Raw genomic sequence first — 25,468 nt, forward strand, 5'->3', positions numbered from 1 at the left:
TATGTCTCTGGCAAAAGCATCGGTGTGGACCGCCGCGTCCACGCTTGTAAAAATTGGCGCCGGGCTGCTGGTCGTCAAGCTGCTGGCTGTCTCATTTGGCCCCTCTGGCGTGGGGCTGGCGGGTAATTTCCGCCAGCTTGTCACCGTCCTTGGGGTGCTGGCCGGTGCCGGTATCTTCAACGGCGTGACCAAATACGTTGCGCAGTATCATGATGATGCGGCCCAGCTTCGCAGGGTCGTGGGCACCTCCTCGGCGATGGTCACGGGTTTTTCGACCCTGATGGCGATTATCTTTCTGCTGGCGGCGGCACCCATCAGCCAGGGATTATTCGGTCACACCCACTATCAGGGGCTGGTGCGTCTGGTCGCATTGGTTCAGATGGGGATTGCCTGGGCTAATCTGCTGCTGGCGCTGATGAAAGGGTTTCGTGATGCGGCCGGAAACGCGATTGCGTTAATCCTGGGCAGCGTTATCGGCGTGATTGCCTATTATTTCTGCTATCGCCTGGGGGGCTACGAAGGCGCACTGCTGGGGCTGGCGCTGGTTCCGGCGCTGGTGGTTGTGCCTGCGGCATTTATGCTGATGCGTCGGGGCGTCATCCCCCTGAGCTACCTCAAGCCGCAATGGGACACGCTGCTTGCCAGCCAGCTGGGTAAATTTACCCTGATGGCGCTCATCACCTCCGTCACGCTGCCGGTGGCCTACGTGATGATGCGTAACCTGCTGGCGGCGCATTATAGCTGGGATGAAGTGGGGATCTGGCAGGGCGTAAGCAGTATTTCCGACGCCTATCTCCAGTTTATTACGGCTTCCTTTAGCGTTTATTTGCTGCCAACCTTATCGCGTTTGACCTCCAGACAGGATATTACGCGTGAGATTTTCCGGTCGCTGCGCTTTGTATTGCCGGCGGTTGCGGCTGCCAGCTTTACCGTCTGGCTATTGCGCGATGTTGCCATCTGGCTGCTGTTTTCGGCGAAATTCATCGCCATGCGCGATCTCTTTGCCTGGCAGCTGGTGGGTGATGTACTGAAAGTGGGGGCTTACGTTTTTGGCTATCTGGTGATAGCAAAAGCCTCCCTGCGGCTGTATATCCTGGCGGAAATTAGCCAGTTTGCATTACTGACCTCGTTCTCGCACTGGCTGATACCCGCGCACGGCGCGCTGGGGGCGGCTCAGGCCTACATGGCAACCTATATCGTTTATTTCACCGCCTGTTGCGGTGTATTTTTATTGTGGCGTAAACGCGCATGACTGCACTGATTCACATCCTGGGATCGGATATCCCACACCATAACCAGACCGTTTTGCGGTTCTTCAACGACGAGCTGGCATCCGGGGATCCTGATGCGCGTGAGTTTATGGTTGCAGGTCAGGATAAGGGCCTGAGCGAGGCATTTCCGGCGCTGACGATTCGCTTCTGGCCAGATAAGGCCACGCTGGCAAAGGCGGTCGTTGCCAGGGCGAAAGCCGACCGCGAGCAACGATTCTTCTTCCACGGGCAGTTTAACACCGGCCTGTGGCTGGCGCTTCTCAGCGGAGGGATTAAACCCTCCCAGTGCAGCTGGCATATCTGGGGAGCCGATCTCTACGAAGTCTCCCGAGGCTGGAAATTCCGTCTTTTCTATCCATTGCGCCGCATGGCGCAGGGGCGCGTGGGCTGCGTTTTTGCTACCCGCGGCGATCTCAACTATTTTGCTAAACAGCACCCCAACGTGCGCGGCGAGTTGCTTTATTTCCCCACCCGCATGGATCCGGCGCTGAACGCCATGGCCAATGACGCGGTGCGTGAAGGCAAGCTGACGATCCTGGTGGGGAATTCCGGCGATCGCAGTAATGAACATGTCGCGGCGCTCAGGGCGGTGCATCAGCAGTTTGGCGACACGGTGAACGTGGTGGTGCCGATGGGCTATCCCGCCAACAACGACGCCTATATTGACGAGGTTCGCCAGCAGGGACTGGCGCTGTTTAGCGCAGAAAATCTGCACATCCTCAGCGATAAGCTGGAATTTGAGGAATATCTCGCGCTGCTGAGAAAATGCGATCTCGGCTATTTCATCTTTGCCCGACAGCAGGGAATTGGCACACTGTGTCTGCTGATTCAGGCGGGGGTACCGTGCGTGCTTAACCGCGACAACCCGTTCTGGCAGGACATGGCCGAGCAGCATATTCCGGTGCTGTTTACCTCAGACACGCTGAACGTCGAGGTGGTACGTGAAGCTCAACGTCAGCTCACGCTGGTGGATAAAAACAGCATCGATTTTTTTAGCCCGAATTATCTCACGCCGTGGCACCGCGCGCTGCGTATCGCTTCAGGAGACAAAGCATGAGTCAGTTGCAATTCAGCGGCTTACTGGTTGTCTGGCTTCTGAGCGCCCTGTTTATCGCCACGCTCACCTGGTTTGAATTCCGCCGGGTGCGCTTCAACTTTAACGTCTTCTTCTCGTTACTGTTCCTGCTGACGTTCTTTTTCGGCTTCCCGCTCACCAGCATTCTGGTCTTCCGTTTTGACGTGAGCGTCGCGCCACCGGACATTCTGCTCCAGGCGCTTCTGGCGGCGACCTGCTTCTATGCGGTCTACTACGTCACCTATAAAACGCGTCTGCGTTCAGCGCAGACAGCTGCCCCGCGTCGGGCGCTCTTTACCATGAATAGGGTGGAAACCCACCTGACATGGGTGATGCTGATGACCATCGCCCTGGTCAGCGTCGGCATCTTCTTCATGCATAACGGCTTTCTGCTGTTTAAGCTTCACTCCTACAGCCAGATTTTTTCGGCCGAGGTTTCGGGCGTGGCGCTTAAGCGTTTCTTCTACTTCTTCATCCCGGCGATGCTGGTGATCTTCTTCCTGCGCCAGGACAGCAAAGCGTGGCTGTTCTTCCTGGTCAGTACCGTCGCGTTTGGCATCCTGACCTACATGATTGTGGGCGGCACGCGCGCGAACATTATCATCGCCTTCGCCATCTTCCTGTTTATCGGCATCATCCGCGGCTGGATCTCGCTGTGGATGCTGGTTGCGGCAGGCGTGTTTGGCATTGTGGGGATGTTCTGGCTGGCGCTGAAGCGGTACGGAATGAACGTGGCGGGTGATGAGGCGTTTTATACGTTCCTCTACCTCACGCGCGATACGTTCTCGCCGTGGGAAAACCTGGCATTACTGCTGCAAAACTACGACAAGATTGATTTTCAGGGGCTGGCGCCGATTGTTCGCGACTTCTACGTCTTTATCCCTTCCTGGCTATGGCCGGATCGCCCTGGTGTGGTGCTCAATACCGCGAACTATTTTACCTGGGAAGTGCTGAACAACCATTCCGGTCTGGCAATTTCACCCACGCTGATCGGTTCCCTGGTGGTGATGGGCGGGGCGTGGTTTATTCTGCCTGGGGCGGTTGCCGTGGGGCTGATCATCAAGTGGTTCGACTGGCTTTACGTGCGTGGCAACGAAGAGACCAACCGCTATAAAGCGGCCATTTTGCACAGTTTCTGCTTTGGTGCCATTTTCAATATGATCGTTCTGGCGCGCGAAGGGCTGGACTCGTTCGTTTCGCGCGTAGTGTTCTTCATGGTTGTTTTCGGCGTCTGCCTGTTACTGGCCAAACTGTTGTACTGGCTGTTTGACAGCGCCGGGCTTGTGCACAAGCGCGAGCGGCAGGGCAGCACAACGCTGTCGCAAGTCTGAGTAAGGATAGTAATGACTGATAGAATTTCTGCACCGCGCTATGCGCTACGTGGCCTGCAGCTTATTGGCTGGCGCGACATGCAGCACGCGCTGGACTTTCTGTTCGCCGACGGCCAGATGAAATCCGGTACGCTGGTGGCCATCAACGCGGAAAAAATGCTGGCGGTTGAGGATAACGCGGAAGTCAAAAGCCTGATTGAAGCGGCCGAATTTAAATACGCGGACGGGATCAGCGTGGTCCGCTCTATCCGTAAAAAGTATCCTGACGCTAATGTTTCCCGCGTCGCGGGGGCCGATCTCTGGGAGCAGCTTATGGCCCGCGCAGGCGCGCAGGGTACGCCCGTGTTCCTGATTGGCGGGAAGCAGGAGATACTGGCCCAGACGGAGGAGAAACTGCGTCGTCAATGGAATGTTAATATTGTCGGCAGCCAGGATGGTTACTTCAAACCGGAAGATCGGCAGACGCTGTTTGAGCGCGTTCGTGACAGTGGGGCAAAGATTGTCACCGTGGCGATGGGGTCCCCGCGCCAGGAGATCCTGATGCGTGACTGCCGCCTGGTCTGCCCGGATGCCCTCTACATGGGCGTCGGCGGCACGTACGACGTCTTTACCGGCCACGTTAAGCGTGCGCCAACAGTCTGGCAATATCTTGGGCTGGAGTGGCTGTATCGTCTGCTATCGCAACCGACACGCATTAAACGACAGATCCGTCTGCTTCGCTACCTCGTCTGGCATTACACCGGAAAAATGTAATCAAAATGTAGCGCGATATGCTATTCGCGCTGCAACTCGCCTGCAAAACTGCTGATAATCTGTGCAATGCATTCATTTTTTTAATGCATCGTTTGCCATTTGGCAGATTTTAAGAAACCATTCGCACCGTATTTTAGTCCCCCTAAAAAACAATACCCGGTCTTAAGCCGGGAAACAGCAAACACAATCGAGGATCTATGGCAGAGAAAAAACCGGAGCTGCAGCGTGGGCTGGAAGCTCGTCATATTGAACTGATAGCGCTGGGCGGCACTATCGGCGTGGGCCTGTTTATGGGCTCCGCAAGCACGCTCAAGTGGGCAGGCCCTTCCGTATTACTGGCGTACATTATCGCCGGGCTGTTTGTTTTCTTCATCATGCGTTCCATGGGCGAAATGCTCTTCCTGGAGCCGGTAACCGGCTCTTTCGCCGTTTACGCGCATCGTTATATGAGCCCGTTCTTCGGCTACCTGACGGCCTGGTCATACTGGTTTATGTGGATGGCGGTGGGCATTTCAGAGATCACCGCGATAGGGGTCTACGTCCAGTTCTGGTTCCCGGATATGGCTCAGTGGATACCCGCGCTCATTGCCGTGGGGCTGGTGGCGCTGGCAAACCTGGCCGCCGTGCGTCTTTACGGTGAGATCGAGTTCTGGTTTGCGATGATCAAAGTCACCACCATCATCGTGATGATTGTCGTCGGCCTGGGCGTGATTTTCTTCGGCTTTGGCAACGGTGGACATGCTATCGGCTTTGGTAACCTGACCGAAAACGGCGGCTTCTTTGCCGGCGGCTGGAAGGGCTTCCTGACGGCGCTGTGTATCGTTGTAGCGTCGTACCAGGGCGTAGAGCTGATCGGTATTACCGCCGGTGAAGCGAAAAATCCACAGGTCACGCTGCGTAGCGCGGTGGGCAAAGTGCTTTGGCGCATCCTGATTTTCTATGTGGGCGCCATCTTCGTTATCGTGACCATCTTCCCGTGGAACGAAATAGGCTCGACGGGCAGCCCGTTTGTTTTAACCTTCGCCAAAATTGGTATCACGGCGGCAGCGGGCATCATCAACTTTGTGGTCCTGACGGCCGCGCTGTCAGGCTGTAACAGCGGGATGTACAGCTGTGGGCGTATGCTCTATGCGCTCTCGAAGAATAACCAGCTGCCTGCTGCAATGAGTAAAGTTTCACGTGCCGGGGTGCCGGTGGCGGGCGTGGCGGTCTCCATTGCAATTCTGCTGATTGGATCTTGCCTGAATTACATCATTCCTAATCCGCAGCGGGTGTTCGTTTACGTCTACAGCGCCAGCGTCCTGCCGGGCATGGTGCCGTGGTTTGTTATTCTCATCAGCCAGCTGCGTTTCCGTCATGCGCATAAAAAGGCGATTGAAAGCCATCCGTTCCGTTCAATTCTGTTCCCCTATGCGAACTATTTGACGATGGCGTTCCTGATTTGCGTATTAATCGGAATGTACTTTAATGAAGATACCCGCATGTCGCTGTTTGTCGGGGTGATCTTCCTGGCCGCCGTGACGGCTGCCTATAAGCTTTTTGGCCTGGGTCGCCGTGCCACCACGCAGAAAGTGGAGGAATAAGCGGCAAAATGTGCAAACCATAACCAAACGCGCATTTTTTTCAAAAAAGCACTAGACAGCGGGGACGGAGGTACGTAATATCCAGCCCCGCAACGGCGCTAAGCGCCCGTAGCTCAGCTGGATAGAGCGCTGCCCTCCGGAGGCAGAGGTCTCAGGTTCGAATCCTGTCGGGCGCGCCATTTTAGTCCCGGCGCTAGAGCTGCGGTGGTCTGAGAAGTAGTCAGTACCGCGTGAAAGAATACAGTGGTGGCTATAGCTCAGTTGGTAGAGCCCTGGATTGTGATTCCAGTTGTCGTGGGTTCGAATCCCATTAGCCACCCCATTATTGAAAGAGTTGTGAATTGCGAAGGTGGCGGAATTGGTAGACGCGCTAGCTTCAGGTGTTAGTGTCCTTAGGATGTGGGGGTTCGAGTCCCCCCCTCGCACCACGACTTTTTAAATGAATTGAACTAAAAATTCAAAAAAGCAGTACATCGGCGAGTAGCGCAGCTTGGTAGCGCAACTGGTTTGGGACCAGTGGGTCGGAGGTTCGAATCCTCTCTCGCCGACCAATTTTGAACCCCGCTTCGGCGGGGTTTTTTGTTTTCTGTCATTTTCATCCCTGTAGTGATTCCCCGACAGCGTCCGGTTTCATTGTCGCGATTCAGCGACATACAATCCATTGAAAATAAAAGAATTACTCATACTTCCATTTTGCTGTCTCCTCCTGGCGACAGAATTCTGTCCTTACCGATACATTGTGGGGCTTAAGACGGCGCTTAACAGCATAATTTCCTTTTATCTTAAAATGTTGCGTCATGTAAACGTTTTGGGTGCGAACCTGGCACGTTACGTGCAATAATATGCGTGTAGATGCTCATTCCATCTCTTATGTTCGCCTTCGTGCCTCATAAACTCCGGAATGACGCAGAGCCATTTACGGTGCTTATCGTCCACTGACAGATGTCGCTTCGGCCTCATCAGACACCATGGACATAACGTTGAGTGAAGCACCAAATATGTTGTCTTACAGACCTGTTTTAACGCCTGCTTTTATAGCAGGCGTTTTTTTATGCCTTATTCCCGATACCGGCGCACGATCAGGGTAACCATCACCAGGGCCGCTGACGAGACGGCATAGAGTGCCGTTACTGAGCCAAACCCGGCAGCCACTGCCGCAGCGATGCCGGTGAAAAGAGAGGCGCTGAGCGTTTGCCAGCGCCAGGCTTTCCCACTGGCTGAAGCGGTTTGCGTGAGATGAAAACTACTGAGTACCCCAAACGTCCCGGCTGCGAAGAGAATATTCGAGGCCAGATGTGCGATAAAAATCGCCCCCAGTGCACATGCCATCCATCCGGACAACAACGGTAGCGTTCCGTAAGCGGCCAGAAAGATGCCGAGACAAACGATGATGCGCGGCGTGTGAGCGGCAAAACGCGTCAGGCTCTCTTTCTTTAGCAGCATGGGACCGCAAAGCTGACCCATGCTTCTTGCGAAAAGCAGCGGCAGAGCAAGGCCCGCCGCATCCTGAGGATGGATTTGCTGTGCCAGCGCCGGAAGCAGCGCCATAGCCGGTGAGCCGACGGCCGCCAGCGACGGCAGAAGGAGCAGACTGCGTTTCTGCCGAACGGTCAACGTCCGCCAGCGTAATGCCGCAGGGGCTTCCTCTTCCCCGGAGGACGGGAGTGATGGCGCAGAAAACCGGCGTCCAGCCAGCCATAGCATGAGCAGTGACCCGAGAAAGCTGGCGGCATCAATGGCCAGCAGGGTAAACACGGACGTCTTCTGGAACAGCACCACGCCCAGGCCAGTCCCTAACAATACCTGCGAAGCAAAAATCACATTTTCCAGACAGGTCGCAGCAGGCAGCTCTGCTTCGCTAAGTCCGCGCTTAAAGAGCAACGTCAGCGCGGGCCAGCTCATCCCGCTGAGCAGCGCTTCTGTGGATTGTACGGCGAGTAACGCGGCAACGCTGTGATAACCCACACCAAGCAGGGGAAAGAGCAGGGCGAGCAGGCCCAGCCCTTCGGTCAGTATCAGCAGGGATATCGGAGACCAGCGTGAGCATAGCTTTTCGCCGATCGTACTGCCGATAAATCCCGGTACCGTCGCGAAAAGAAAAGCAAGGGTGAGCAGAGCGGGCGGAGCTGACCATGCTAACAGCAAGCCGAAGACCACAACCTGGGTTAAGCCATTCCCCAGCGAAGAAAAGATAAAAGCACAGGCAAGCAGGCGCAGCCAGCGGTGGCAACGCAGCGCTTCAATAAGCGTATATAAAAGCGAGTTCATGACGATTTCCTTTCAAAAACGATTTAGTCCACGCTGCAGCAAGTGCGCGTGTATGAAAAAAAGTTAATGAAAAGACATCGTTACATTGGCGGGTTCGTTTGCAGATGCGGGTGTAAAGAATGTAGCAGGAGAAAGGCGATAAAAAAAGGAGGCCATCTGGCCTCCTGATGAATTACTGCTGCGTACCGTTATTTTGCAGCGTCAGCAACAGCCCATCACGGCGCATGGCGGCCGCCTCTTCCGGCTTATGCTGCTTGTCCAGCGTATCGGCAAGCCATGCGTAGTCGAAGGCATCCGGACGCTGCTTGAGTGCGGCGCGGAAGGCGAGGCTCGCCTCCTGCCATTCGCCGTGCTTCATCAACGACTGACCGAGCGTGCTCCATAGCAGCGGGCGATCGCCAACGGTTTTAATCTGCTGACGCAGCACTTTTTCGATTTGCTCAGGATTGTTGGTTTTCAGGCGCGGGATCACCATCACCAGGCGATCGTCGTACTGGCGCTTCAGACCGTCGAGGAGGATCTCCTGAGCCGTGTCGTGATCGTCACACTCAATGAGATGTTCTGCCATCGCCACCTGCAGAGGAACCTGCTGGCGCGTTTTACGGCTCTGATTCTTCCACCAGGTTTTCAGACCGTCGCTGCCCAGGTCAGCGCGCGCCTGATCCATCAGGCCAATCCACGCCAGACGCTGAAGCTCGTCACGATGTTCATCGTCGCCCACCTCGGCCTTCGCCATCGATGGGATGATGTCCAGCAGTGAGCCCCAGGCGCCGGTACGAATATAGGCCTGCTCGGCAAGACGCAGCACTTCCGGATGACGCGGCGCGACTTCCAGCAGACGGTCGATACCGTGGCGAGCCGCGTGATTCTCATTGCGTGCCAGCTGCAGACGAACGCGCGTGATTTCCACCGGAATCGGGTCGCCGTGAGCCAGCTCAGCCGCTCGCTCCAGGTGCTGATTAGCGCGGGCTTCGTCACCCCGCTGCTGCGCTGCTTCGGCCGCCAGCAGATAGTTCACCACCGGCTGTTCGGCGTGGTCGGCGTTTTTCGACATCAGCTTTTCAACCTGCTGATAGTCACCCTCTGCGAGCTTAAGCAGCGCCTGCTCGGTCTGTTTACGGGCGCGGCGGCGCTTACGGCCAACGAACCAGCCGCGGGTATGGGCACCGGTACGGAAAATACGGCGCAGGATCCACTCGATCGCAAACAGCACCACCACGCCGAGGATCAGAATGATCGTCAGACCCGTTACGCTGGTTTCAATGTTGTAGTTATCGGTCTGGATCAGGACGTAACCCTGATGACCCGCAAGCATAGGCCCCAGGACGATCCCGGCGATCAGCAGGATGAAGAGTAAGAGGACTTTTAGCATCATTACTCTCCCTGCGGTGCGCTTTCAGGCGCAGGAGCCGTAGCTGGAGCCGCTCCGCTCGTCTGCTCTGCCGGTACGCCCGGCTGTGCCAGCAGGTTACGTACGCGCGTCTGCATCAGTTTCTCCAGAATCGGCTGGCTGGCCAGCTTATCCGGCACGTTCATGGTGATGTTCTGCTGGCTGAGCTTATCAATGTCTTCGAGGAAGGCGGTGGTCGTCGCATCATCGGTGTTGTAGTAGGCGCGTACCCACGTTGAGACGTTATCCAGCGCCTGTTTGTAGGTCTCTTCCTGATGACGCGGCACGGCCTGGGCAGCGACCAGCAGGCGGGAACGAATGTTCTCGCGCAGATAGATGTCCTGGTTCGGGGCGAGCAGCGGTACGGCAGTTTCGTCGCGACGGCGGACAGTGATAAAGCTGTCCATAAAGTTCTGCCAGCTTTTTTGCAGGTTAATGCGCCATTCGCTCAGGGAGCTCGAAAGCTCGGTACCGTCGGAATCCATCGGGGAGTCGTCGTCGTTATTATCCGCCAGCTGAAGGTTATCAATCTGATTCGACAGCTGATTCACTTTAAGGATAATGCCGTCGTAATCCACCTGCGAAACGGCGGAGAGGCTGGCGATGTCTTCGGTAATCGCGCGACGGGCGGTAATAAGGCTTGGGTCGTTCATGTCCGCCAGGCTTGCATCGGCGCTTTTCAGCAGCGCGGCAGCGGTGGTGACGTCCTGATCGCTCCAGAGCTTACGTCCGGCGAGCTTCACCAGGAAGTCAGCCTGCGAGAGCAGCCAGGTTTTGGCATCGGTGCCGGAAATGGTGGCGACTTTCTGCTGTACTTCACCCAGCTGTTTGGTCAGCTCTTCCTGTTTGCTGTTCGCTTCGGCGAGCGCCGCGGCCTGCTGCTTAATCACGGCTTCCAGCTCGGTTTTCTGCGTCTCCTGCTCTTTTTGCAGGGCAGTGAGCTGATTCACCAGCGCGTCGCTGGTAGATGTCTGGTTAGCGCTCTGTTGCTTCACCAGCCCGTACAGGCCAACCCCCGCTGCCAGCGCAATGGCGATGGCAATCGCGCTCAGCGTGAGGCTTGTTTTGTTGCTGCCGTTTTTCTTCTCAGCGGTTTTCTCAGTCGTCTCTGGCTGTGGCGTCGTCTCCACAGTCTCCCTGGTCTCTTCAACCACGGCGGAGGATTTGTCGTGTTCCGTCATTATGGCTTCCCATTTGAGAGTTATTGTAATGCGCGCAGCAGCGCATCGTTGTCGGCGTTATCAGCGATCCGAATATCCTGCCAGCCCAGTTCCCGGGCCTGGTTCGCCAGACGCTCACTGACGACCAGAAGCCGACAGCGGAGTAACCAGTTTTCGCGATACCAAAGCGGTATCAGCGCCCAAAGCTGTTGTAACATTTCACCGCTGGTCACCACCAGCGTATTGATGCCTCGCGCGTGCCAGCGCATCGCCTCTTCCGCACCATCGTAGTGTTTTGCACAGCGCTGATAGCACTCAACGAACGTCACGTTCGCACCACGTTCACGCAGCGTTTCGCCCAGCAGCTCGCGGCCCCCATTGCCACGCAAAATGAGCGCACGCTTGCCGGCAACAGTTTGTAATTCAGGTAATTGTAGCAAGACTTCACTGATTTCCCGATCTAACGGGTAACGAACGTCCGCGCTGCTTACGGTATGAAGTGCCAGTGCCGTTGTACGGCCAATCGCGAAATAGCGGGGGGCGGTTGGCCACGCCAGTCCCTGCTGCTGCAGCTGTGCGTGGGCAAATTCCACGGCATGCTGCGACAGCGCAAACAGCAGGTCACCGTCCTGAAGGGTATTCATCTGGTCGGCGAGCGCAGAGAGCTCGCGACCGGGGGAGAATTCAATGAGCGGAAAACTCCAGGCCACCTGCCCCAGTGTGCGCAGACGGCTCACTAACTGCTCTCCTGCGGGAGAAGGGCGGGTGACGAGAATACTCATGCAGGGGGTTCTCCATTGTAAACGTCAGCCAGAATCTCGCGGGCGCCGTTATCCAGCAATTCTTCCGCCAGCGACACGCCAAGCTGCTCGGCATCTTGCGCTTTTCCGCGACGTTCGCCGCGTACCATCTGCGAACCGTCCGGGGCGCCTACCAGCGCGCGCAGCCACAGTTCGCCATTCGTCAATTCAGCATAGCTGCCAATCGGAACCTGGCACCCGCCTTCGAGGCGGGTATTCATCGCCCGCTCCGCTTTTACGCGGGTAGCGGTTTCGTCATGATTCAGTGGAGCAAGCAGCGCGCGGGTACGTGCATCGTCCAGGCGGCACTCGATGCCGACAGCACCCTGACCAACAGCCGGCAGCGACAGCTCTGGCGGCAGCGCCACGCGAATACGTTCCTCCAGCCCCAGACGCTTCAGGCCGGCAACGGCGAGAATAATGGCATCGTAATCGCCGTTATCCAGCTTGCCCAGACGCGTGCCGACGTTACCGCGCAGCGAGCGAATGATCAGATCGGGACGACGCTCCGCCAGCTGACACTGACGGCGTAAACTGGACGTGCCAACCACGCTACCCGCTGGCAGCGCGTCGAGCGAGTCATAGCGGTTAGAGACAAACGCATCGCGCGGATCTTCGCGCTCGCAGATGGTCACCAGCCCCAGCCCCTCCGGGAACTCGACGGGCACGTCTTTCATCGAATGTACGGCGATATCGGCGCGGTTCTCAAGCAATGCCAGTTCCAGTTCTTTGACGAACAGGCCTTTGCCGCCCACTTTCGCCAGCGGCGTATCGAGGATCACGTCACCGCGCGTGACCATCGGCACCAGCTCGACGCGCAATCCGCTGTGGCAGGCTTCCAGGCGCTGCTTCACATAATGTGCCTGCCAGAGCGCGAGAGGGCTTTGGCGTGTGGCAATTCTCAAAACATTGTCTAACATGCTTGTTACCGTCATTATCAATCGCTAACCATCCTAACATTGTTGACTCTGGGATGGCAGTTTTACGGTTGATGAAGCGCGAGAGGGACAAGGCGGCGTATTCGTCAGCCATAGCCGTATTCAGGAATTTACACGTACAGAACGGTGCTACACTTGTATGTAGCGCATCTTTCTTTACGGTCAATCGGCAAGGTGTTAAATTGATCACGTTTTAGACCATTTTTTCGTCGGTACCACCAAAAATGATAAGGGCGAAAAAGGGTAACGGTTATCTTTTTGAAATACTGCGGGTCCGTTGTTACTCGTGTTTTGAATAGCTGCGACACCCGGAAACATCAGGCGATACGTCTTGTACCTCTATATTGAGACTCTGAAACAGAGACTGGATGCCATAAATCAACTGCGTGTGGATCGCGCGCTTGCTGCTATGGGCCCTGCTTTCCAGCAGGTATACAGTCTGCTGCCGACATTATTGCACTATCACCACCCGCTGATGCCTGGCTACCTTGATGGTAACGTTCCCCAGGGCATTTGCCTTTTCACGCCTGATGAAACCCAACAGCATTATTTGAACGAGCTGGAACTCTACCGCGGCATGCCGCCGCAGGAGTCCCCAAAAGGTGAACTGCCGATTACCGGCGTTTACTCAATGGGGAGCACCTCATCGGTAGGGCAAAGCTGTTCTTCGGACCTGGACATCTGGGTCTGCCATCAGTCCTGGCTCGATAACGAAGAGCGCCAGCTGCTGCAGCGTAAATGCAGCCTGCTGGAGAGCTGGGCGGCATCGCTCGGTGTGGAAGTGAGCTTCTTCCTGATTGATGAAAACCGTTTCCGCCATAACGAAAGCGGCAGTCTGGGTGGTGAGGACTGCGGCTCGACCCAGCACATCCTGTTGCTGGATGAATTCTACCGTACTGCTGTGCGTCTGGCCGGGAAGCGTATTCTGTGGAATATGGTCCCGTGTGAAGAGGAAGAGCATTACGACGATTACGTCATGTCGCTTTATGCGCAGGGCGTACTGACGCCAAACGAATGGCTGGACCTCGGCGGTCTCAGCTCTCTGTCTGCGGAAGAGTACTTCGGCGCAAGCCTCTGGCAGCTCTATAAGAGTATCGACTCGCCGTACAAAGCGGTGCTCAAAACGCTGCTGCTTGAAGCCTATTCCTGGGAATACCCGACGCCGCGCCTGCTGGCGAAAGACATCAAGCAGCGACTGCACGACGGGGAAATCGTCTCCTTCGGGCTCGACGCCTACTGCATGATGCTGGAACGCGTGACCGAATACCTGAAAGCCATTGATGACACCACGCGTCTTGACCTGGTGCGTCGATGTTTCTATCTTAAAGTCTGTGAGAAGTTGAGCCGCGAGCGCGCCTGCGTGGGCTGGCGTCGTGAAGTGGTCAGTCAGTTAGTCAAAGAGTGGGGATGGGACGAAGCGCGTCTGTCCATGCTCGACAACCGGGCCAACTGGAAAATCGATCAGGTGCGTGAAGCACACAACGAACTGCTCGATGCGATGATGCAAAGCTACCGTAACCTGATCCGCTTTGCGCGCCGTAACAACCTCAGCGTTTCCGCCAGTCCGCAGGACATCGGGGTATTGACCCGTAAGCTTTACGCCGCGTTTGAAGCGCTGCCGGGTAAAGTCACGCTGGTTAACCCACAGATTTCGCCTGACCTGTCAGAACCAAACCTGACCTTTATCTATGTGCCGCCGGGCCGCGCGAACCGCACCGGGTGGTATCTGTATAACCGTGCGCCAAGCATGGATTCCATCATCAGCCATCAGCCGCTGGAATATAACCGCTATCTGAACAAGCTGGTGGCCTGGGCCTGGTTTAACGGCCTGCTGACCTCGCGTACGCGCCTGTTCATCAAAGGCAACGAGGTGGTCGATCTCGCTAAGCTGCAGGAGATGGTCGCGGATGTGTCGCACCACTTCCCGCTGCGTCTGCCTGCGCCGACGCCAAAAGCACTCTACAGCCCGTGCGAGATTCGCCATCTGGCGATCATCGTCAACCTGGAATATGACCCGACGGCGGCCTTCCGCAATCAGGTGGTCCATTTTGACTTCCGCAAGCTGGACGTCTTTAGCTTTGGCGAGCAGCAAAACTGCCTGGTCGGCAGCGTGGACCTGCTCTACCGCAACTCGTGGAACGAAGTGCGTACCCTGCACTTCAACGGCGAGCAGGCGATGATCGAGGCGCTGAAAACCATTCTCGGCAAGATGCACCAGGATGCCGCGCCGCCGGACAGCGTGGAAGTGTTCTGCTACAGCCAGCACCTGCGTGGATTGATTCGTACCCGCGTGCAGCAGCTGGTCTCGGAATGTATCGAACTGCGTCTCTCCAGTACCCGTCAGGAAACCGGGCGCTTTAAGGCGCTGCGCGTCTCCGGTCAGACCTGGGGCCTGTTCTTTGAACGCCTCAACGTGTCGGTACAGAAGCTGGAAAACGCCATCGAATTCTACGGCGCGATTTCGCATAACAAGCTGCATGGCCTGTCGGTGCAGGTGGAAACCAACCACGTTAAGCTTCCGCAGGTGGTGGACGGCTTTGCCAGTGAAGGGATTATTCAGTTCTTCTTTGAAGAGTCGGGTGATAACGCCGGGTTTAACATCTACATTCTGGATGAGACCAACCGCGCCGAGGTGTATCACCACTGTGAAGGCAGTAAAGAGGAGCTGGTGCGCGACGTCAGCCGCTTCTACTCCTCTTCGCATGACCGCTTTACCTACGGCTCAAGCTTTATCAACTTTAACCTGCCGCAGTTCTACCAGATTGTGAACGTCGACGGTCGTACGCAGGTGATTCCGTTCCGCACCCAGGCCGTCACGCCTGCCGCACCTGCCAATCAGGACACCGCGCCGCTGTTGCAGCAGTATTTCTCCTGAGCCTTTTCGCCGGGTGGCGCTTACGCTTACCCGGCCTACGGTTCGAGCCGTTGCAGGCCCGGTAAGGCGTAGCCGCCACCGGGCGACAAAACTACCTGAAACTCACCGCCTCACCCGCCTGTGCGGTCGCGGCCTGTTCCAGCAGATCCCAGAACGGCACGCCGCTGCGGTCGCAAACCCATTCCCCGTCTTTCAGATCGAAATGATAGCCGCCCTGTTTAGCGGCCAGCCAGACCTGGTGAAGCGGCTCCTGGCGGTTAATAATAATTTTGCTGCCATTTTCGAAGCTCAGGGTCAGAATACCGCCGTTGATTTCACAATCGATATCGCTGTCGCCGTCCCAGTCGTCAATACGCTCTTCGATGGTCATCCACAGGTTGTCGGCAAGGCGATGGAATTCACTGTCGTTCATGGTTTTGTTCCTGTTTTTCGTGATGCCGGCAGTATAACCCTAAATAATTCCCGTTGCAGGAAAGCGGCAAACTCTTGCTTTTGTGTCTTCTCCTGCGATGATAGAAACAGATTTGAACTTACGGGCAACTTTATAATGAAAAACGCTTTCCGAACGCTTGCCGTTCTCATCACGCTGTTTAGCCTGACTGGCTGCGGACTGAAGGGACCACTTTACTTTCCGCCTGCGGATAAAACCGCACCCCCGCCGACGAAACCGGTTAACAGCGGCATTGAGTCTTCCACGCCAAACACTAACGACCGTGGCGACAACGGCGGCCCAACTCAGGTTAATCTCTGACGACAACGTTCTGTACCCGCGCAATGGAGCAAATGATGCAGTTCTCTAAAATGCATGGCCTTGGCAACGATTTTATGGTCGTCGACGCGGTAACGCAGAATGTGTTTTTCTCCCCGGAACTGATCCGTCGTCTGGCGGATCGGCATCTGGGCGTGGGGTTCGATCAGCTGCTGGTGGTTGAGCCGCCGTACGATCCCGACCTCGATTTCCACTACCGTATTTTTAACGCAGACGGCAGCGAAGTGAACCAGTGCGGCAATGGCGCGCGCTGTTTCGCCCGCTTTGTCCGTCTGAAAGGGCTGACCAACAAACGTGATATTCGCGTCAGCACGGCCAATGGTCGCATGGTGCTTAGCGTCACCGATGATGAACTGGTGCGCGTGAACATGGGCGAACCTAACTTCGAGCCCTCCGTCGTGCCGTTTCGCGCAAACAAAGCGGAAAAGACCTATATTATGCGGGCGGCCGAGCAGACAGTATTGTGCGGCGTCGTCTCAATGGGTAACCCACACTGCGTGATTCAGGTTGATGATGTGGAAACCGCGGCGGTCGAAACGCTCGGCCCGGTGCTGGAAAGCCACGAACGTTTCCCGGAGCGCGCGAACATCGGTTTTATGCAGGTGGTGAAGCGCGAGCACATTCGTCTGCGGGTTTATGAGCGCGGCGCGGGCGAGACGCAGGCCTGCGGAAGCGGAGCCTGTGCGGCAGTGGCCGTGGGCATCTCCCAGGGGTTACTGGCAGAAGAGGTTCGCGTGGAATTACCGGGCGGTCGGCTTGATATCGCCTGGAAAGGACCGGGTCATCCACTGTATATGACTGGCCCGGCGGCACATGTCTATGACGGGTTTATCCATCTATGAAACAACCAGGGGAAGAACTGCAGGAAACAGTGACGGAACTGGACGACAGAACTGTTGTTGATTATCTGCTGCGCAATCCTGAGTTTTTTATTCGCAATGCACGCGTCGTCGAAGAGATGCGCGTGCCGCATCCGGTTCGCGGGACCGTGTCGCTGGTGGAATGGCACATGGCGCGCGCGCGCAACCACATCAACCAGCTCGAAGAGAACATGACGTTGCTGATGGAGCAGGCCAGCACCAACGAAAGCCTGTTCTATCGTCTGCTGCATCTGCAGGCGCGTCTGGCGTCGGCGCACAGCCTTGACGAGTTCCTCAGCCGCTTCCACCGCTGGGCGCGCGAGCTGGGGCTGGCGGGCGCAACGATTCGTCTTTTCCCTGACCGCTGGCGCATCGGCGCGCCGTCGGGATTTACCCATCTGGCACTGAGCCGTCAGGCGTTTGAGCCGCTGCGCATACAGCGTCTGGGCCATGAGCACCACTATCTGGGGCCGCTTAATGGACCTGAGCTGCTGGTGGTGTTGCCGGAGGCCAAAGCGATTGGCTCGGTGGCGATGTCGCTGATGGGGCGCGATGGCGATCTGGGCGTCATCTTATTTACCAGCCGCGACGCGCATCACTATGAGCAGGGGCAAGCCACGCACCTGCTGCAGGAGATCGCCCTGATGCTGCCTGAGCTGCTGGAGCGCTGGATTGAGCGCGTATGACGGACGGACTGCTCGCCACTGACGTCTCGCGCTTTCTGCGCTATCTCGGCGTGGAGCGTCAGCTTAGCCCCATTACGCTGCTTAACTATCAGCGTCAGCTTGATGCCATCATGCAGATCGCCGACGAAATCGGCCTGAAAAGCTGGCAACAATGTGATGCTGCGACGGTACGCGGGTTTGTTGTGCGTAGCCGTAAAAAAAACCTCAGCCCGGCGAGCCTGGCGCTCAGGCTCTCAGCGCTGCGCAGCTTCTTCGACTGGCTGGTCAGCCAGGGAGGCTTAAAAGCCAACCCGGCAAAAGGGATCGCCACGCCGAAGGCGCCGCGCCATCTGCCTAAAAATATTGACGTTGACGACGTAAACCGTCTGCTGGATATCGATCTGAACGATCCGCTGGCCGTGCGCGACCGCGCGATGCTGGAGGTGATGTACGGTGCCGGGCTGCGTCTGTCTGAACTCGTCAACCTTGATCTCAAGCATCTCGATCTGGAATCGGGCGAAGTGTGGGTAATGGGTAAGGGCAGCAAAGAGCGCCGCCTACCGATTGGCCGCAATGCGGTCTCCTGGATTGAGCACTGGCTTGACCTGCGCGGGCTGTTTGGCTCCGACGAAGATGCGCTGTTCCTGTCGAAACTCGGCAAGCGGATCTCGGCGCGTAACGTGCAGAAGCGCTTCGCGGAGTGGGGCATTAAGCAGGGGCTTAACAGCCACGTGCATCCGCACAAGCTGCGCCACTCCTTTGCAACACATATGCTTGAGTCGAGCGGCGATCTGCGCGGCGTGCAGGAATTGCTCGGCCATGCGAACCTGTCGACCACACAAATTTATACCCACTTAGACTTCCAACACCTTGCCTCGGTGTATGACGCGGCGCATCCACGCGCCAAACGGGGGAAATAATGCGTTTTTACCGCCCACTCGGTCAGATCTCAGCCCTGACGTTTGACCTTGATGACACTCTTTATGACAACCGCGAGGTGATCCTGCGTACCGAGCAGGAGTCCCTGGCGTTTGTGCAGAACTACCATCCCGCGCTGAAGGCGATACAGAACAAGGATTTCCAGAAGCTGCGCCAGTCCCTGCGGGAGACCGAGCCGGACATTTACCACGACGTGACCGAATGGCGTCGTCGCGCGGTTGAGCAGGCGATGCTGAATGTGGGCCTGAGTGTGCAGGATGCCGCCATTGGGGCAGAAGCGGCCATGGAAAACTTCGCCAAATGGCGCAGCCGTATCGACGTGCCGCAGGAAACCCACGACACGCTGGCGAAGCTTGCCGAAAAGTGGCCGCTGGTGGCCATCACCAACGGCAATGCCCAGCCGGAGCTGTTTGGCCTGAGCGATTACTTTGAATTCGTGCTGCGTGCGGGTCCTCACGGGCGCGCGAAGCCGTTCAGTGACATGTACCATCTGGCGGCAGATAAGCTTAACCTGCCGCTGGGTGAGATCCTGCACGTGGGGGATGACCTGACCACAGACGTGGCGGGCGCTATCCGCTGCGGCATGCAGGCCTGCTGGATCAAGCCGGAAAACGCTGACCTGATGATCGCCTCCGATAGCCGTCTTCTGCCGCACGTGGAAATTTCGCGGTTGGCATCCCTCACGACGCTGATATAATCATCAATTGTTCTGTATAAATTAACAGGGTTTTGGCGAATGCACTTCGCCTGCCCGACATGACGTGACGGTGCCAATGGACGTTTCTTACCTGCTCGACAGCCTTAATGACAAACAGCGTGACGCGGTTGCCGCCTCGCGCACCAACCTGCTGGTGCTGGCTGGAGCGGGCAGTGGTAAGACGCGCGTGCTGGTTCACCGTATCGCCTGGCTGCAGAGCGTGGAAAACTGCTCGCCGTACTCCATCATGGCGGTCACGTTCACCAACAAGGCGGCTGCGGAGATGCGCCACCGCATCGCGCAGCTGATGGGCACCAGCCAGGGCGGCATGTGGGTCGGTACCTTCCACGGTCTGGCGCATCGCCTGCTGCGTGCGCACCACATGGACGCCAACCTGCCGCAGGATTTCCAGATCCTCGACAGCGAAGACCAGCTCCGTCTGCTGAAGCGCCTGATCAAGGCGATGAACCTCGATGAGAAGCAGTGGCCGCCGCGTCAGGCGATGTGGTACATCAACGGTCAGAAAGACGAGGGGCTGCGCCCGCACCACATTCAGAGCTTCGGCAACCCGGTCGAGCAGACCTGGCAGAACGTCTACAAGGCCTATCAGGAAGCGTGCGATCGCGCCGGTCTGGTGGATTTTGCCGAGCTGCTGCTGCGCGCCCACGAGCTGTGGCTCAACAAGCCGCACATCCTGCAGCACTACCGTGAACGCTTTACCAATATCCTGGTGGACGAATTCCAGGATACCAACAATATCCAGTACGCATGGATCCGTCTGCTGGCCGGTGATACCGGCAAGGTGATGATCGTGGGCGATGACGACCAGTCGATCTACGGCTGGCGCGGGGCGCAGGTGGAGAACATCCAGCGCTTCCTCAACGATTTCCCCGGCGCGGAAACTATCCGTCTGGAGCAGAACTACCGCTCAACCAGCAACATTCTGAGCGCGGCCAACGCCCTGATTGAGAACAACAACGGGCGTCTGGGTAAAAAGCTGTGGACCGACGGCGTCGATGGCGAACCGATTTCGATTTACTGCGCGTTTAACGAACTCGACGAAGCGCGCTTCGTGGTCAACCGCATCAAAACCTGGCAGGACAACGGCGGCGCGCTGGAGCAGTGCGCCATTCTCTATCGCAGCAACGCCCAGTCGCGCGTGCTGGAAGAGGCGCTGCTGCAGGTGAGCATGCCGTACCGCATTTACGGCGGCATGCGCTTCTTCGAACGTCAGGAAATCAAAGATGCGCTCTCGTATCTGCGTCTGATTGCCAACCGTAACGACGACGCGGCGTTTGAACGCGTGGTGAACACCCCAACCCGCGGGATTGGCGACCGTACGCTGGACGTGGTGCGTCAGGCCTCGCGCGACCGCCAGCTGACGCTATGGCAGGCGTGCCGCGAGCTGCTGCAGGAAAAGGCCCTTGCCGGACGCGCGGCCAGCGCCCTGCAGCGCTTCCTTGAACTGATTGACGCCCTGGCGCAGGAAACCGCCGACATGCCGCTGCACGTGCAGACCGACCGGGTGATTAAAGACTCCGGCCTGCGCACCATGTACGAGCAGGAAAAAGGCGAGAAGGGCCAGACCCGTATTGAGAACTTAGAGGAACTGGTCACGGCAACGCGCCAGTTCAGCTACAACGAAGAAGACGAAGATCTGATGCCGCTGCAGGCGTTCCTCTCTCACGCCGCGCTGGAAGCGGGGGAAGGGCAGGCGGACACCTGGCAGGATGCGGTTCAGCTCATGACCCTGCACTCCGCCAAAGGTCTGGAGTTTCCGCAGGTGTTCATCGTTGGCATGGAAGAAGGGATGTTCCCGAGCCAGATGTCGCTGGATGAGGGCGGGCGTCTGGAAGAGGAGCGTCGTCTGGCCTACGTGGGTGTGACGCGTGCGATGCAAAAGCTAACGCTGACCTACGCCGAAACCCGCCGTCTGTACGGTAAAGAGGTCTATCACCGTCCGTCGCGCTTTATCGGTGAACTGCCGGAAGAGTGCGTGGAGGAGGTGCGTCTGCGGGCGAGCATCAGCCGTCCGGTCAGCCATCAGCGCATGGGCTCGCCGATTGCGGAAACCGATACCGGCTACAAGCTGGGCCAGCGCGTGCGCCATTCGAAGTTTGGCGAAGGTACCATTGTGAATCTGGAAGGCAGCGGCGAGCACAGCCGCCTGCAGGTGGCGTTCCAGGGGCAGGGGATCAAATGGCTGGTGGCGGCCTACGCGAAGCTGGAAACAGTCTAACATTCAGAAAAATATCATTATTTTGCAATAATCTGCTAGCCTTATACAGTCAAGGTCAATTAATGCCCTTCAGCGTTCCGTTGCGTGTTGACGCCACAGTTATAGCTGGCGTAACATGCGCGCACGATTACGCTAAGAGGACATTCGCCTTGGACACACCCAGTAGATACTGGCTCAATTCCCTGTCATCCAGGAACAACTCCTAAGGCTATCTCCTCTTGCTGATGGCCTTAGTGGTTGTCAGCGACTGCTCTATTCCCGTCGCGCTGAGTCAGGCTGTTTAATGGTCTGAAACCCAATTTGTTTCTGTGTGCCCACCGAACTGTCCGATATTTTTTGCATTGGGAGTCCCGGTCATGTTGAGCGCATTTCAACTCGAAAATAACCGACTGACTCGGCTTGAAGCCGAAGAGTCACAGCCCCTCATTGATGCCGTATGGGTGGATCTGGTCGAGCCGGACGACGATGAGCGCCTTCGCGTACAATCTGAGCTGGGGCAAAGCCTGGCAACGCGCCCGGAACTGGAAGACATCGAAGCATCCGCGCGTTTTTTTGAAGACGAAGACGGCCTGCACATTCACTCCTTCTTCTTCTTTGAAGATGCCGAAGACCACGCGGGTAACTCCACCGTGGCGTTTACCATTCGCGACGGCCGTTTGTTTACCCTGCGCGAACGTGAGCTGCCGGCATTCCGTCTCTACCGCATGCGCGCCCGTAGCCAGGCGATGGTAGACGGCAACGCATACGAGCTGCTGCTCGATCTGTTCGAGACCAAAATTGAACAGCTGGCGGATGAAATTGAAAACATCTACAGCGATCTGGAAAAGCTGAGCCGGGTGATCATGGAAGGCCATCAGGGCGATGAGTACGACGAAGCGCTTTCGACGCTGGCGGAGCTGGAAGATATCGGCTGGAAGGTGCGTTTGTGTCTGATGGATACCCAGCGCGCGCTGAACTTCCTGGTGCGCAAGGCGCGTCTGCCGGGCGGTCAGCTGGAGCAGGCGCGTGAGATCTTACGAGATATCGAGTCCCTGCTGCCGCACAACGAATCCCTGTTCCAGAAGGTCAACTTCCTGATGCAGGCGGCGATGGGCTTTATCAACATCGAGCAGAACCGCATCATCAAGATCTTCTCGGTGGTGTCCGTGGTGTTCCTGCCGCCGACGCTGGTGGCCTCCAGCTACGGGATGAACTTCGAGTTTATGCCGGAGCTGAAATGGAGCTTTGGTTACCCGGGGGCGATTATCTTTATGATCCTCGCGGGCCTGGCGCCGTATCTGTACTTTAAGCGTCGTAACTGGCTTTGAGAATCCGCCCGGTGGCGCTACGCTTACCGGGCCTACAGATCCTGTAGGCCGGTTAAGGCGCAGCCGCCATCCGGCAAAAGGCACTACAGCCCTTTACGCACTCTGCGTTGGGTATAAATCGCATCCGCAATGAAAATCGCCAGCGCTACCCAGATAAAGGCGAACGTCACCATCTTATCTGCCCCCGGCACTTCGCCGTAGAACACCACTGCCAGCAGGAACATCAGCGTCGGGCCAATGTACTGGAAGAAGCCCAGCGTGGAGAGACGCAGGCGCGTCGCTGCACCGGTGAAGCACAGCAGTGGAATGGTAGTTACCACGCCCGCCGCCATCAGCATCAGGTTCAGCGACCTCGGGTTGCTGCCCATGTGGCTGGTTGGGCTGTCGGCGATGCCGAAGAGATAAATCGCCGCCACCGGCAGCAGCCAGAGGGTTTCAAACAGCATCCCCGTCTGCGCTTCCACCGCAATCTTCTTGCGTACCAGACCGTAGAAGGCAAAGCTGAACGCCAGGCCGAGGGCGATAATTGGCAGCGAGCCGAATGTCCACAGCTGCACCAGCACGCCGCAGAAGGCCAGAATCACCGCTAACCACTGCATACGACGGAAGCGTTCGCCAAGGAAAATCATCCCCAGCACGATGTTCACCAGCGGGTTAATAAAGTACCCCAGGCTCGCCTCGAGCATGTGATGGTTATTCACTGCCCAGATAAACAGCAGCCAGTTACCACCAATCAGCACGGCAGAGAGTGCCAGCAGGAAGATCTTCTTCGGAGTCTGCAGTAGCGTTTTGACGCCCGACCACTGACGGCTGAGGCTCATCAGCGCAATCATAAAGAAGAACGACCAGATGACGCGGTGAGTGAGGATCTCGTCAGCCGGAACGTAGGCGATAAGCTTGAAGTACGCCGGGGCGATACCCCAAATAAAATAAGCGGCAAGGGCGAGTAAAACGCCCTGCCGCGTCTGTTTAGCATCCATCGGGAAAATCCGTTACAAAAAAGTGAATCAATTTTACCCGATTTTGCCGCCTCAACCCACCATATAAGTGGCGGTTGCGCTGGCGATATAAACCTGTTCTTCGTTGTGTAACTCAACGCGTGCCACGGCAACTTTATTCCCCGCGCGCAGCAGGCTGCTGGTACAGGTAAAGCGATTTCCGCGCCCCGGACGAAGATAGTCGACGCGCAAATCAATGGTGCCCATGCGCGCCAGACGCTGGCGAAGCTCGTCTTCGTTAATGGTGTCATGGCGCGTCAGCGTACTGCCCACGCAGACCAGACCTGCCGCCACGTCCAGCGCGGAGGCGATCACCCCGCCGTGCAAAATACTTTGCGCCCAGTTCCCTACCATCATCGGCTGGTTGTTGAAGCTCAGTTGGGCAAAGTCCTTCTCGTAACGCTCCAGCTCCAGTCCCAGCGCGCGGTTAAACGGCATATGGTAAACAAAAATCTCGCCCACGAGTTTTAACACTTCTTCGGCGGTAAGCATGGCTGACATGAGGCATCACATCCTTATTGTTAACGAAATGTTGATTTTATGCCTCAGTAACGAGGAATGCCACTTTCAGAAACGAGGATGCAGCAGTTGTCGCAGAAGTCTGTAGAATGTTCGCCACATAACTATTCAATCAATTTTACTCTTTAGCAGGAGAACACCACCGATGCGGACGTATCTGGCCTGGTTACTGGCGGCGGTTTCGCTGCCCCTCACAGCCTATGCGCAGGAAGCGACAATCAAAGAGGTGCACGATAAGCCTGCCGTTCACGGTAGCATTATCGCGAACCTTCTTCAGGAGCATGACAATCCGTTCACGCTCTATCCGTATGACACTAACTACGTGATTTATACCCAGACCAGCGATCTCAACAAAGAGGCGATAAGCTCCTATAACTGGTCTGATAATGCGCGTAAAGATGAGGTGAAGTTCCAGCTCAGCCTCGCCTTCCCGTTCTGGCGCGGCATTCTGGGGCCGAACTCGGTGTTTGGTGCCTCTTATACGCAGAAGTCCTGGTGGCAGCTCTCAAACAGCGGGGAATCCTCGCCGTTCCGCGAAACCAACTATGAGCCGCAGCTGTTCCTCGGCTTCGCAACGGATTATGAATTTGCCGGCTGGACGCTGCGCGACGTCGAAGTGGGCTTTAACCATGATTCTAACGGGCGTTCCGATCCGACATCCCGTAGCTGGAACCGCGCCTATACGCGCCTGATGGCGCAGAACGGTAACTGGATGGTGGAAGTGAAGCCGTGGTATGTGGTCGGCAGCACGGATGACAACCCGGACATCACCAAATACATGGGCTACTACCAGCTCAAAGTCGGCTACCAGCTAGGTGATGCTGTGCTGAGTGCGAAAGGCCAGTACAACTGGAACACCGGCTACGGCGGTGCGGAAGTGGGCTTAAGCTATCCGGTAAGTAAGCATGTTCGCCTTTATACGCAAGTCTACAGCGGCTACGGCGAGTCGCTTATCGATTATAACTTCAACCAGACCCGCGTCGGCGTGGGCGTGATGCTGAACGATATTCTCTAGGTTGCTCGAATGTTTT

Annotated in this window: 23 protein-coding genes and 4 tRNA genes; 19 read left to right on the forward strand and 8 right to left on the reverse strand. The window is 56.8% G+C overall.

Annotation, left to right across the window (positions count from 1 at the left end; translation table 11 throughout):
• Nucleotide 1: 1 nt before the first annotated feature.
• From wzxE to ACMGGE_RS17615, 9 genes are all read left to right on the forward strand, one after another.
• Entirely contained in the window at nt 2–1,252 is a 1,251-nt protein-coding gene (wzxE, locus tag ACMGGE_RS17575) for a lipid III flippase WzxE (RefSeq protein ID WP_420294001.1), read from the forward strand.
• Nucleotides 1,249–2,328: a TDP-N-acetylfucosamine:lipid II N-acetylfucosaminyltransferase gene (locus ACMGGE_RS17580; protein WP_111968120.1), complete on the forward strand. Its 1,080-nt coding sequence runs from the start codon at nt 1,249–1,251 to the stop codon at nt 2,326–2,328. Before wzxE ends, ACMGGE_RS17580 begins: the two co-directional genes overlap by 4 nt.
• On the forward strand, nt 2,325–3,677 hold the full coding sequence (gene wzyE, locus ACMGGE_RS17585; protein WP_048030792.1) for an ECA oligosaccharide polymerase: 1,353 nt from the start codon (nt 2,325–2,327) through the stop codon (nt 3,675–3,677). The genes ACMGGE_RS17580 and wzyE overlap by 4 nt, the downstream gene beginning before the upstream one ends.
• A 12-nt stretch (nt 3,678–3,689) precedes the next feature.
• The gene (gene wecG, locus ACMGGE_RS17590) at nt 3,690–4,430 is read left to right on the forward strand and encodes a lipopolysaccharide N-acetylmannosaminouronosyltransferase (RefSeq protein ID WP_045909234.1); all 741 of its coding nucleotides are present in this window, start codon (nt 3,690–3,692) and stop codon (nt 4,428–4,430) included.
• Nucleotides 4,431–4,627: 197 nt separating this feature from the next.
• Entirely contained in the window at nt 4,628–6,013 is a 1,386-nt protein-coding gene (gene thrP, locus ACMGGE_RS17595) for a bifunctional threonine/serine APC transporter ThrP (RefSeq protein ID WP_045909233.1), read from the forward strand.
• A 102-nt stretch (nt 6,014–6,115) separates the two neighbouring features.
• A tRNA-Arg gene (locus ACMGGE_RS17600) sits at nt 6,116–6,192 on the forward strand.
• A gap of 67 nt (nt 6,193–6,259) precedes the next feature.
• Nucleotides 6,260–6,335: transfer RNA gene (locus tag ACMGGE_RS17605), tRNA-His, on the forward strand.
• A 21-nt stretch (nt 6,336–6,356) separates the two neighbouring features.
• Nucleotides 6,357–6,441, forward strand: a tRNA-Leu gene (locus ACMGGE_RS17610).
• A gap of 46 nt (nt 6,442–6,487) precedes the next feature.
• Nucleotides 6,488–6,564, forward strand: a tRNA-Pro gene (locus ACMGGE_RS17615).
• Nucleotides 6,565–7,069: 505 nt separating this feature from the next.
• Here ACMGGE_RS17615 and ACMGGE_RS17620 read toward each other — a convergent pair.
• The 5 genes from ACMGGE_RS17620 to hemC form a co-directional block, all read right to left on the reverse strand.
• The gene (locus ACMGGE_RS17620) at nt 7,070–8,281 is read right to left on the reverse strand and encodes an MFS transporter (RefSeq protein ID WP_420294002.1); all 1,212 of its coding nucleotides are present in this window, start codon (nt 8,279–8,281) and stop codon (nt 7,070–7,072) included.
• A gap of 172 nt (nt 8,282–8,453) precedes the next feature.
• Entirely contained in the window at nt 8,454–9,653 is a 1,200-nt protein-coding gene (gene hemY / locus ACMGGE_RS17625; protein WP_008501551.1) for a protoheme IX biogenesis protein HemY, read from the reverse strand.
• Between the two features lie 2 nt (nt 9,654–9,655).
• Nucleotides 9,656–10,852, reverse strand: a complete 1,197-nt coding sequence (gene hemX / locus ACMGGE_RS17630) for a uroporphyrinogen-III C-methyltransferase (protein ID WP_196353185.1) — start codon at nt 10,850–10,852, stop codon at nt 9,656–9,658.
• Nucleotides 10,853–10,872: 20 nt separating this feature from the next.
• Entirely contained in the window at nt 10,873–11,613 is a 741-nt protein-coding gene (gene hemD, locus ACMGGE_RS17635; protein WP_048030787.1) for a uroporphyrinogen-III synthase, read from the reverse strand.
• A complete protein-coding gene (gene hemC, locus ACMGGE_RS17640) occupies nt 11,610–12,551 on the reverse strand; it encodes a hydroxymethylbilane synthase (RefSeq protein ID WP_164712111.1) in 942 nt (313 codons plus the stop codon). Before hemC ends, hemD begins: the two co-directional genes overlap by 4 nt.
• Before the next feature lie 349 nt (nt 12,552–12,900).
• On the opposite strand from hemC, the gene cyaA reads away from it, so the two are divergent.
• Nucleotides 12,901–15,444, forward strand: a complete 2,544-nt coding sequence (gene cyaA, locus ACMGGE_RS17645; protein WP_045909229.1) for a class I adenylate cyclase — start codon at nt 12,901–12,903, stop codon at nt 15,442–15,444.
• A 91-nt stretch (nt 15,445–15,535) separates the two neighbouring features.
• On the opposite strand, the gene cyaY is transcribed toward cyaA, so the two are convergent.
• On the reverse strand, nt 15,536–15,856 hold the full coding sequence (gene cyaY, locus ACMGGE_RS17650) for an iron donor protein CyaY (protein ID WP_045909228.1): 321 nt from the start codon (nt 15,854–15,856) through the stop codon (nt 15,536–15,538).
• 135 nt (nt 15,857–15,991) lie between these two features.
• Between cyaY and lptM the strand changes: the two genes are divergently transcribed.
• The 8 genes from lptM to corA all read left to right on the forward strand — a co-directional run bounded on the left by lptM (nt 15,992) and on the right by corA (nt 22,920).
• On the forward strand, nt 15,992–16,195 hold the full coding sequence (lptM, locus tag ACMGGE_RS17655; protein WP_032646076.1) for an LPS translocon maturation chaperone LptM: 204 nt from the start codon (nt 15,992–15,994) through the stop codon (nt 16,193–16,195).
• Between the two features lie 35 nt (nt 16,196–16,230).
• Nucleotides 16,231–17,055 (forward strand): diaminopimelate epimerase, encoded by an 825-nt coding sequence (gene dapF / locus ACMGGE_RS17660; protein ID WP_008501545.1) that lies wholly within the window; start codon nt 16,231–16,233, stop codon nt 17,053–17,055.
• Entirely contained in the window at nt 17,052–17,759 is a 708-nt protein-coding gene (locus tag ACMGGE_RS17665) for a DUF484 domain-containing protein (protein WP_420294003.1), read from the forward strand. Before dapF ends, ACMGGE_RS17665 begins: the two co-directional genes overlap by 4 nt.
• On the forward strand, nt 17,756–18,658 hold the full coding sequence (xerC, locus tag ACMGGE_RS17670; RefSeq protein WP_024907983.1) for a tyrosine recombinase XerC: 903 nt from the start codon (nt 17,756–17,758) through the stop codon (nt 18,656–18,658). Before ACMGGE_RS17665 ends, xerC begins: the two co-directional genes overlap by 4 nt.
• A complete protein-coding gene (yigB, locus tag ACMGGE_RS17675; protein ID WP_048989632.1) occupies nt 18,658–19,374 on the forward strand; it encodes a 5-amino-6-(5-phospho-D-ribitylamino)uracil phosphatase YigB in 717 nt (238 codons plus the stop codon). The genes xerC and yigB overlap by 1 nt, the downstream gene beginning before the upstream one ends.
• A 76-nt stretch (nt 19,375–19,450) precedes the next feature.
• A complete protein-coding gene (gene uvrD, locus ACMGGE_RS17680; protein ID WP_032646073.1) occupies nt 19,451–21,613 on the forward strand; it encodes a DNA helicase II in 2,163 nt (720 codons plus the stop codon).
• 149 nt (nt 21,614–21,762) lie between these two features.
• A complete protein-coding gene (gene ysgD, locus ACMGGE_RS17685) occupies nt 21,763–21,819 on the forward strand; it encodes a YsgD/CorL family protein (protein WP_212743980.1) in 57 nt (18 codons plus the stop codon).
• A 150-nt stretch (nt 21,820–21,969) separates the two neighbouring features.
• The gene (gene corA / locus ACMGGE_RS17690; protein ID WP_008501540.1) at nt 21,970–22,920 is read left to right on the forward strand and encodes a magnesium/cobalt transporter CorA; all 951 of its coding nucleotides are present in this window, start codon (nt 21,970–21,972) and stop codon (nt 22,918–22,920) included.
• Nucleotides 22,921–23,003: 83 nt separating this feature from the next.
• Here the strand turns inward: corA and rarD are convergent, their stop codons facing one another.
• Together rarD and yigI are read right to left on the reverse strand one after the other, a co-directional pair.
• Entirely contained in the window at nt 23,004–23,900 is an 897-nt protein-coding gene (gene rarD, locus ACMGGE_RS17695) for an EamA family transporter RarD (protein WP_420294004.1), read from the reverse strand.
• Between the two features lie 51 nt (nt 23,901–23,951).
• Complete coding sequence (yigI, locus tag ACMGGE_RS17700) at nt 23,952–24,419, reverse strand: acyl-CoA thioesterase YigI (protein ID WP_008501538.1); 468 nt, start codon at nt 24,417–24,419, stop codon at nt 23,952–23,954.
• 163 nt (nt 24,420–24,582) lie between these two features.
• Here yigI and pldA point away from each other — a divergent pair, with 163 nt between their 5' ends.
• On the forward strand, nt 24,583–25,452 hold the full coding sequence (pldA, locus tag ACMGGE_RS17705) for a phospholipase A (protein WP_023615553.1): 870 nt from the start codon (nt 24,583–24,585) through the stop codon (nt 25,450–25,452).
• Nucleotides 25,453–25,468: the final 16 nt, after the last annotated feature.

It is taken from the genome of Enterobacter sp. BNK-22, from assembly GCF_048684805.1.
Taxonomy (GTDB): Bacteria; Pseudomonadota; Gammaproteobacteria; order Enterobacterales; family Enterobacteriaceae; genus Enterobacter; species Enterobacter quasiroggenkampii.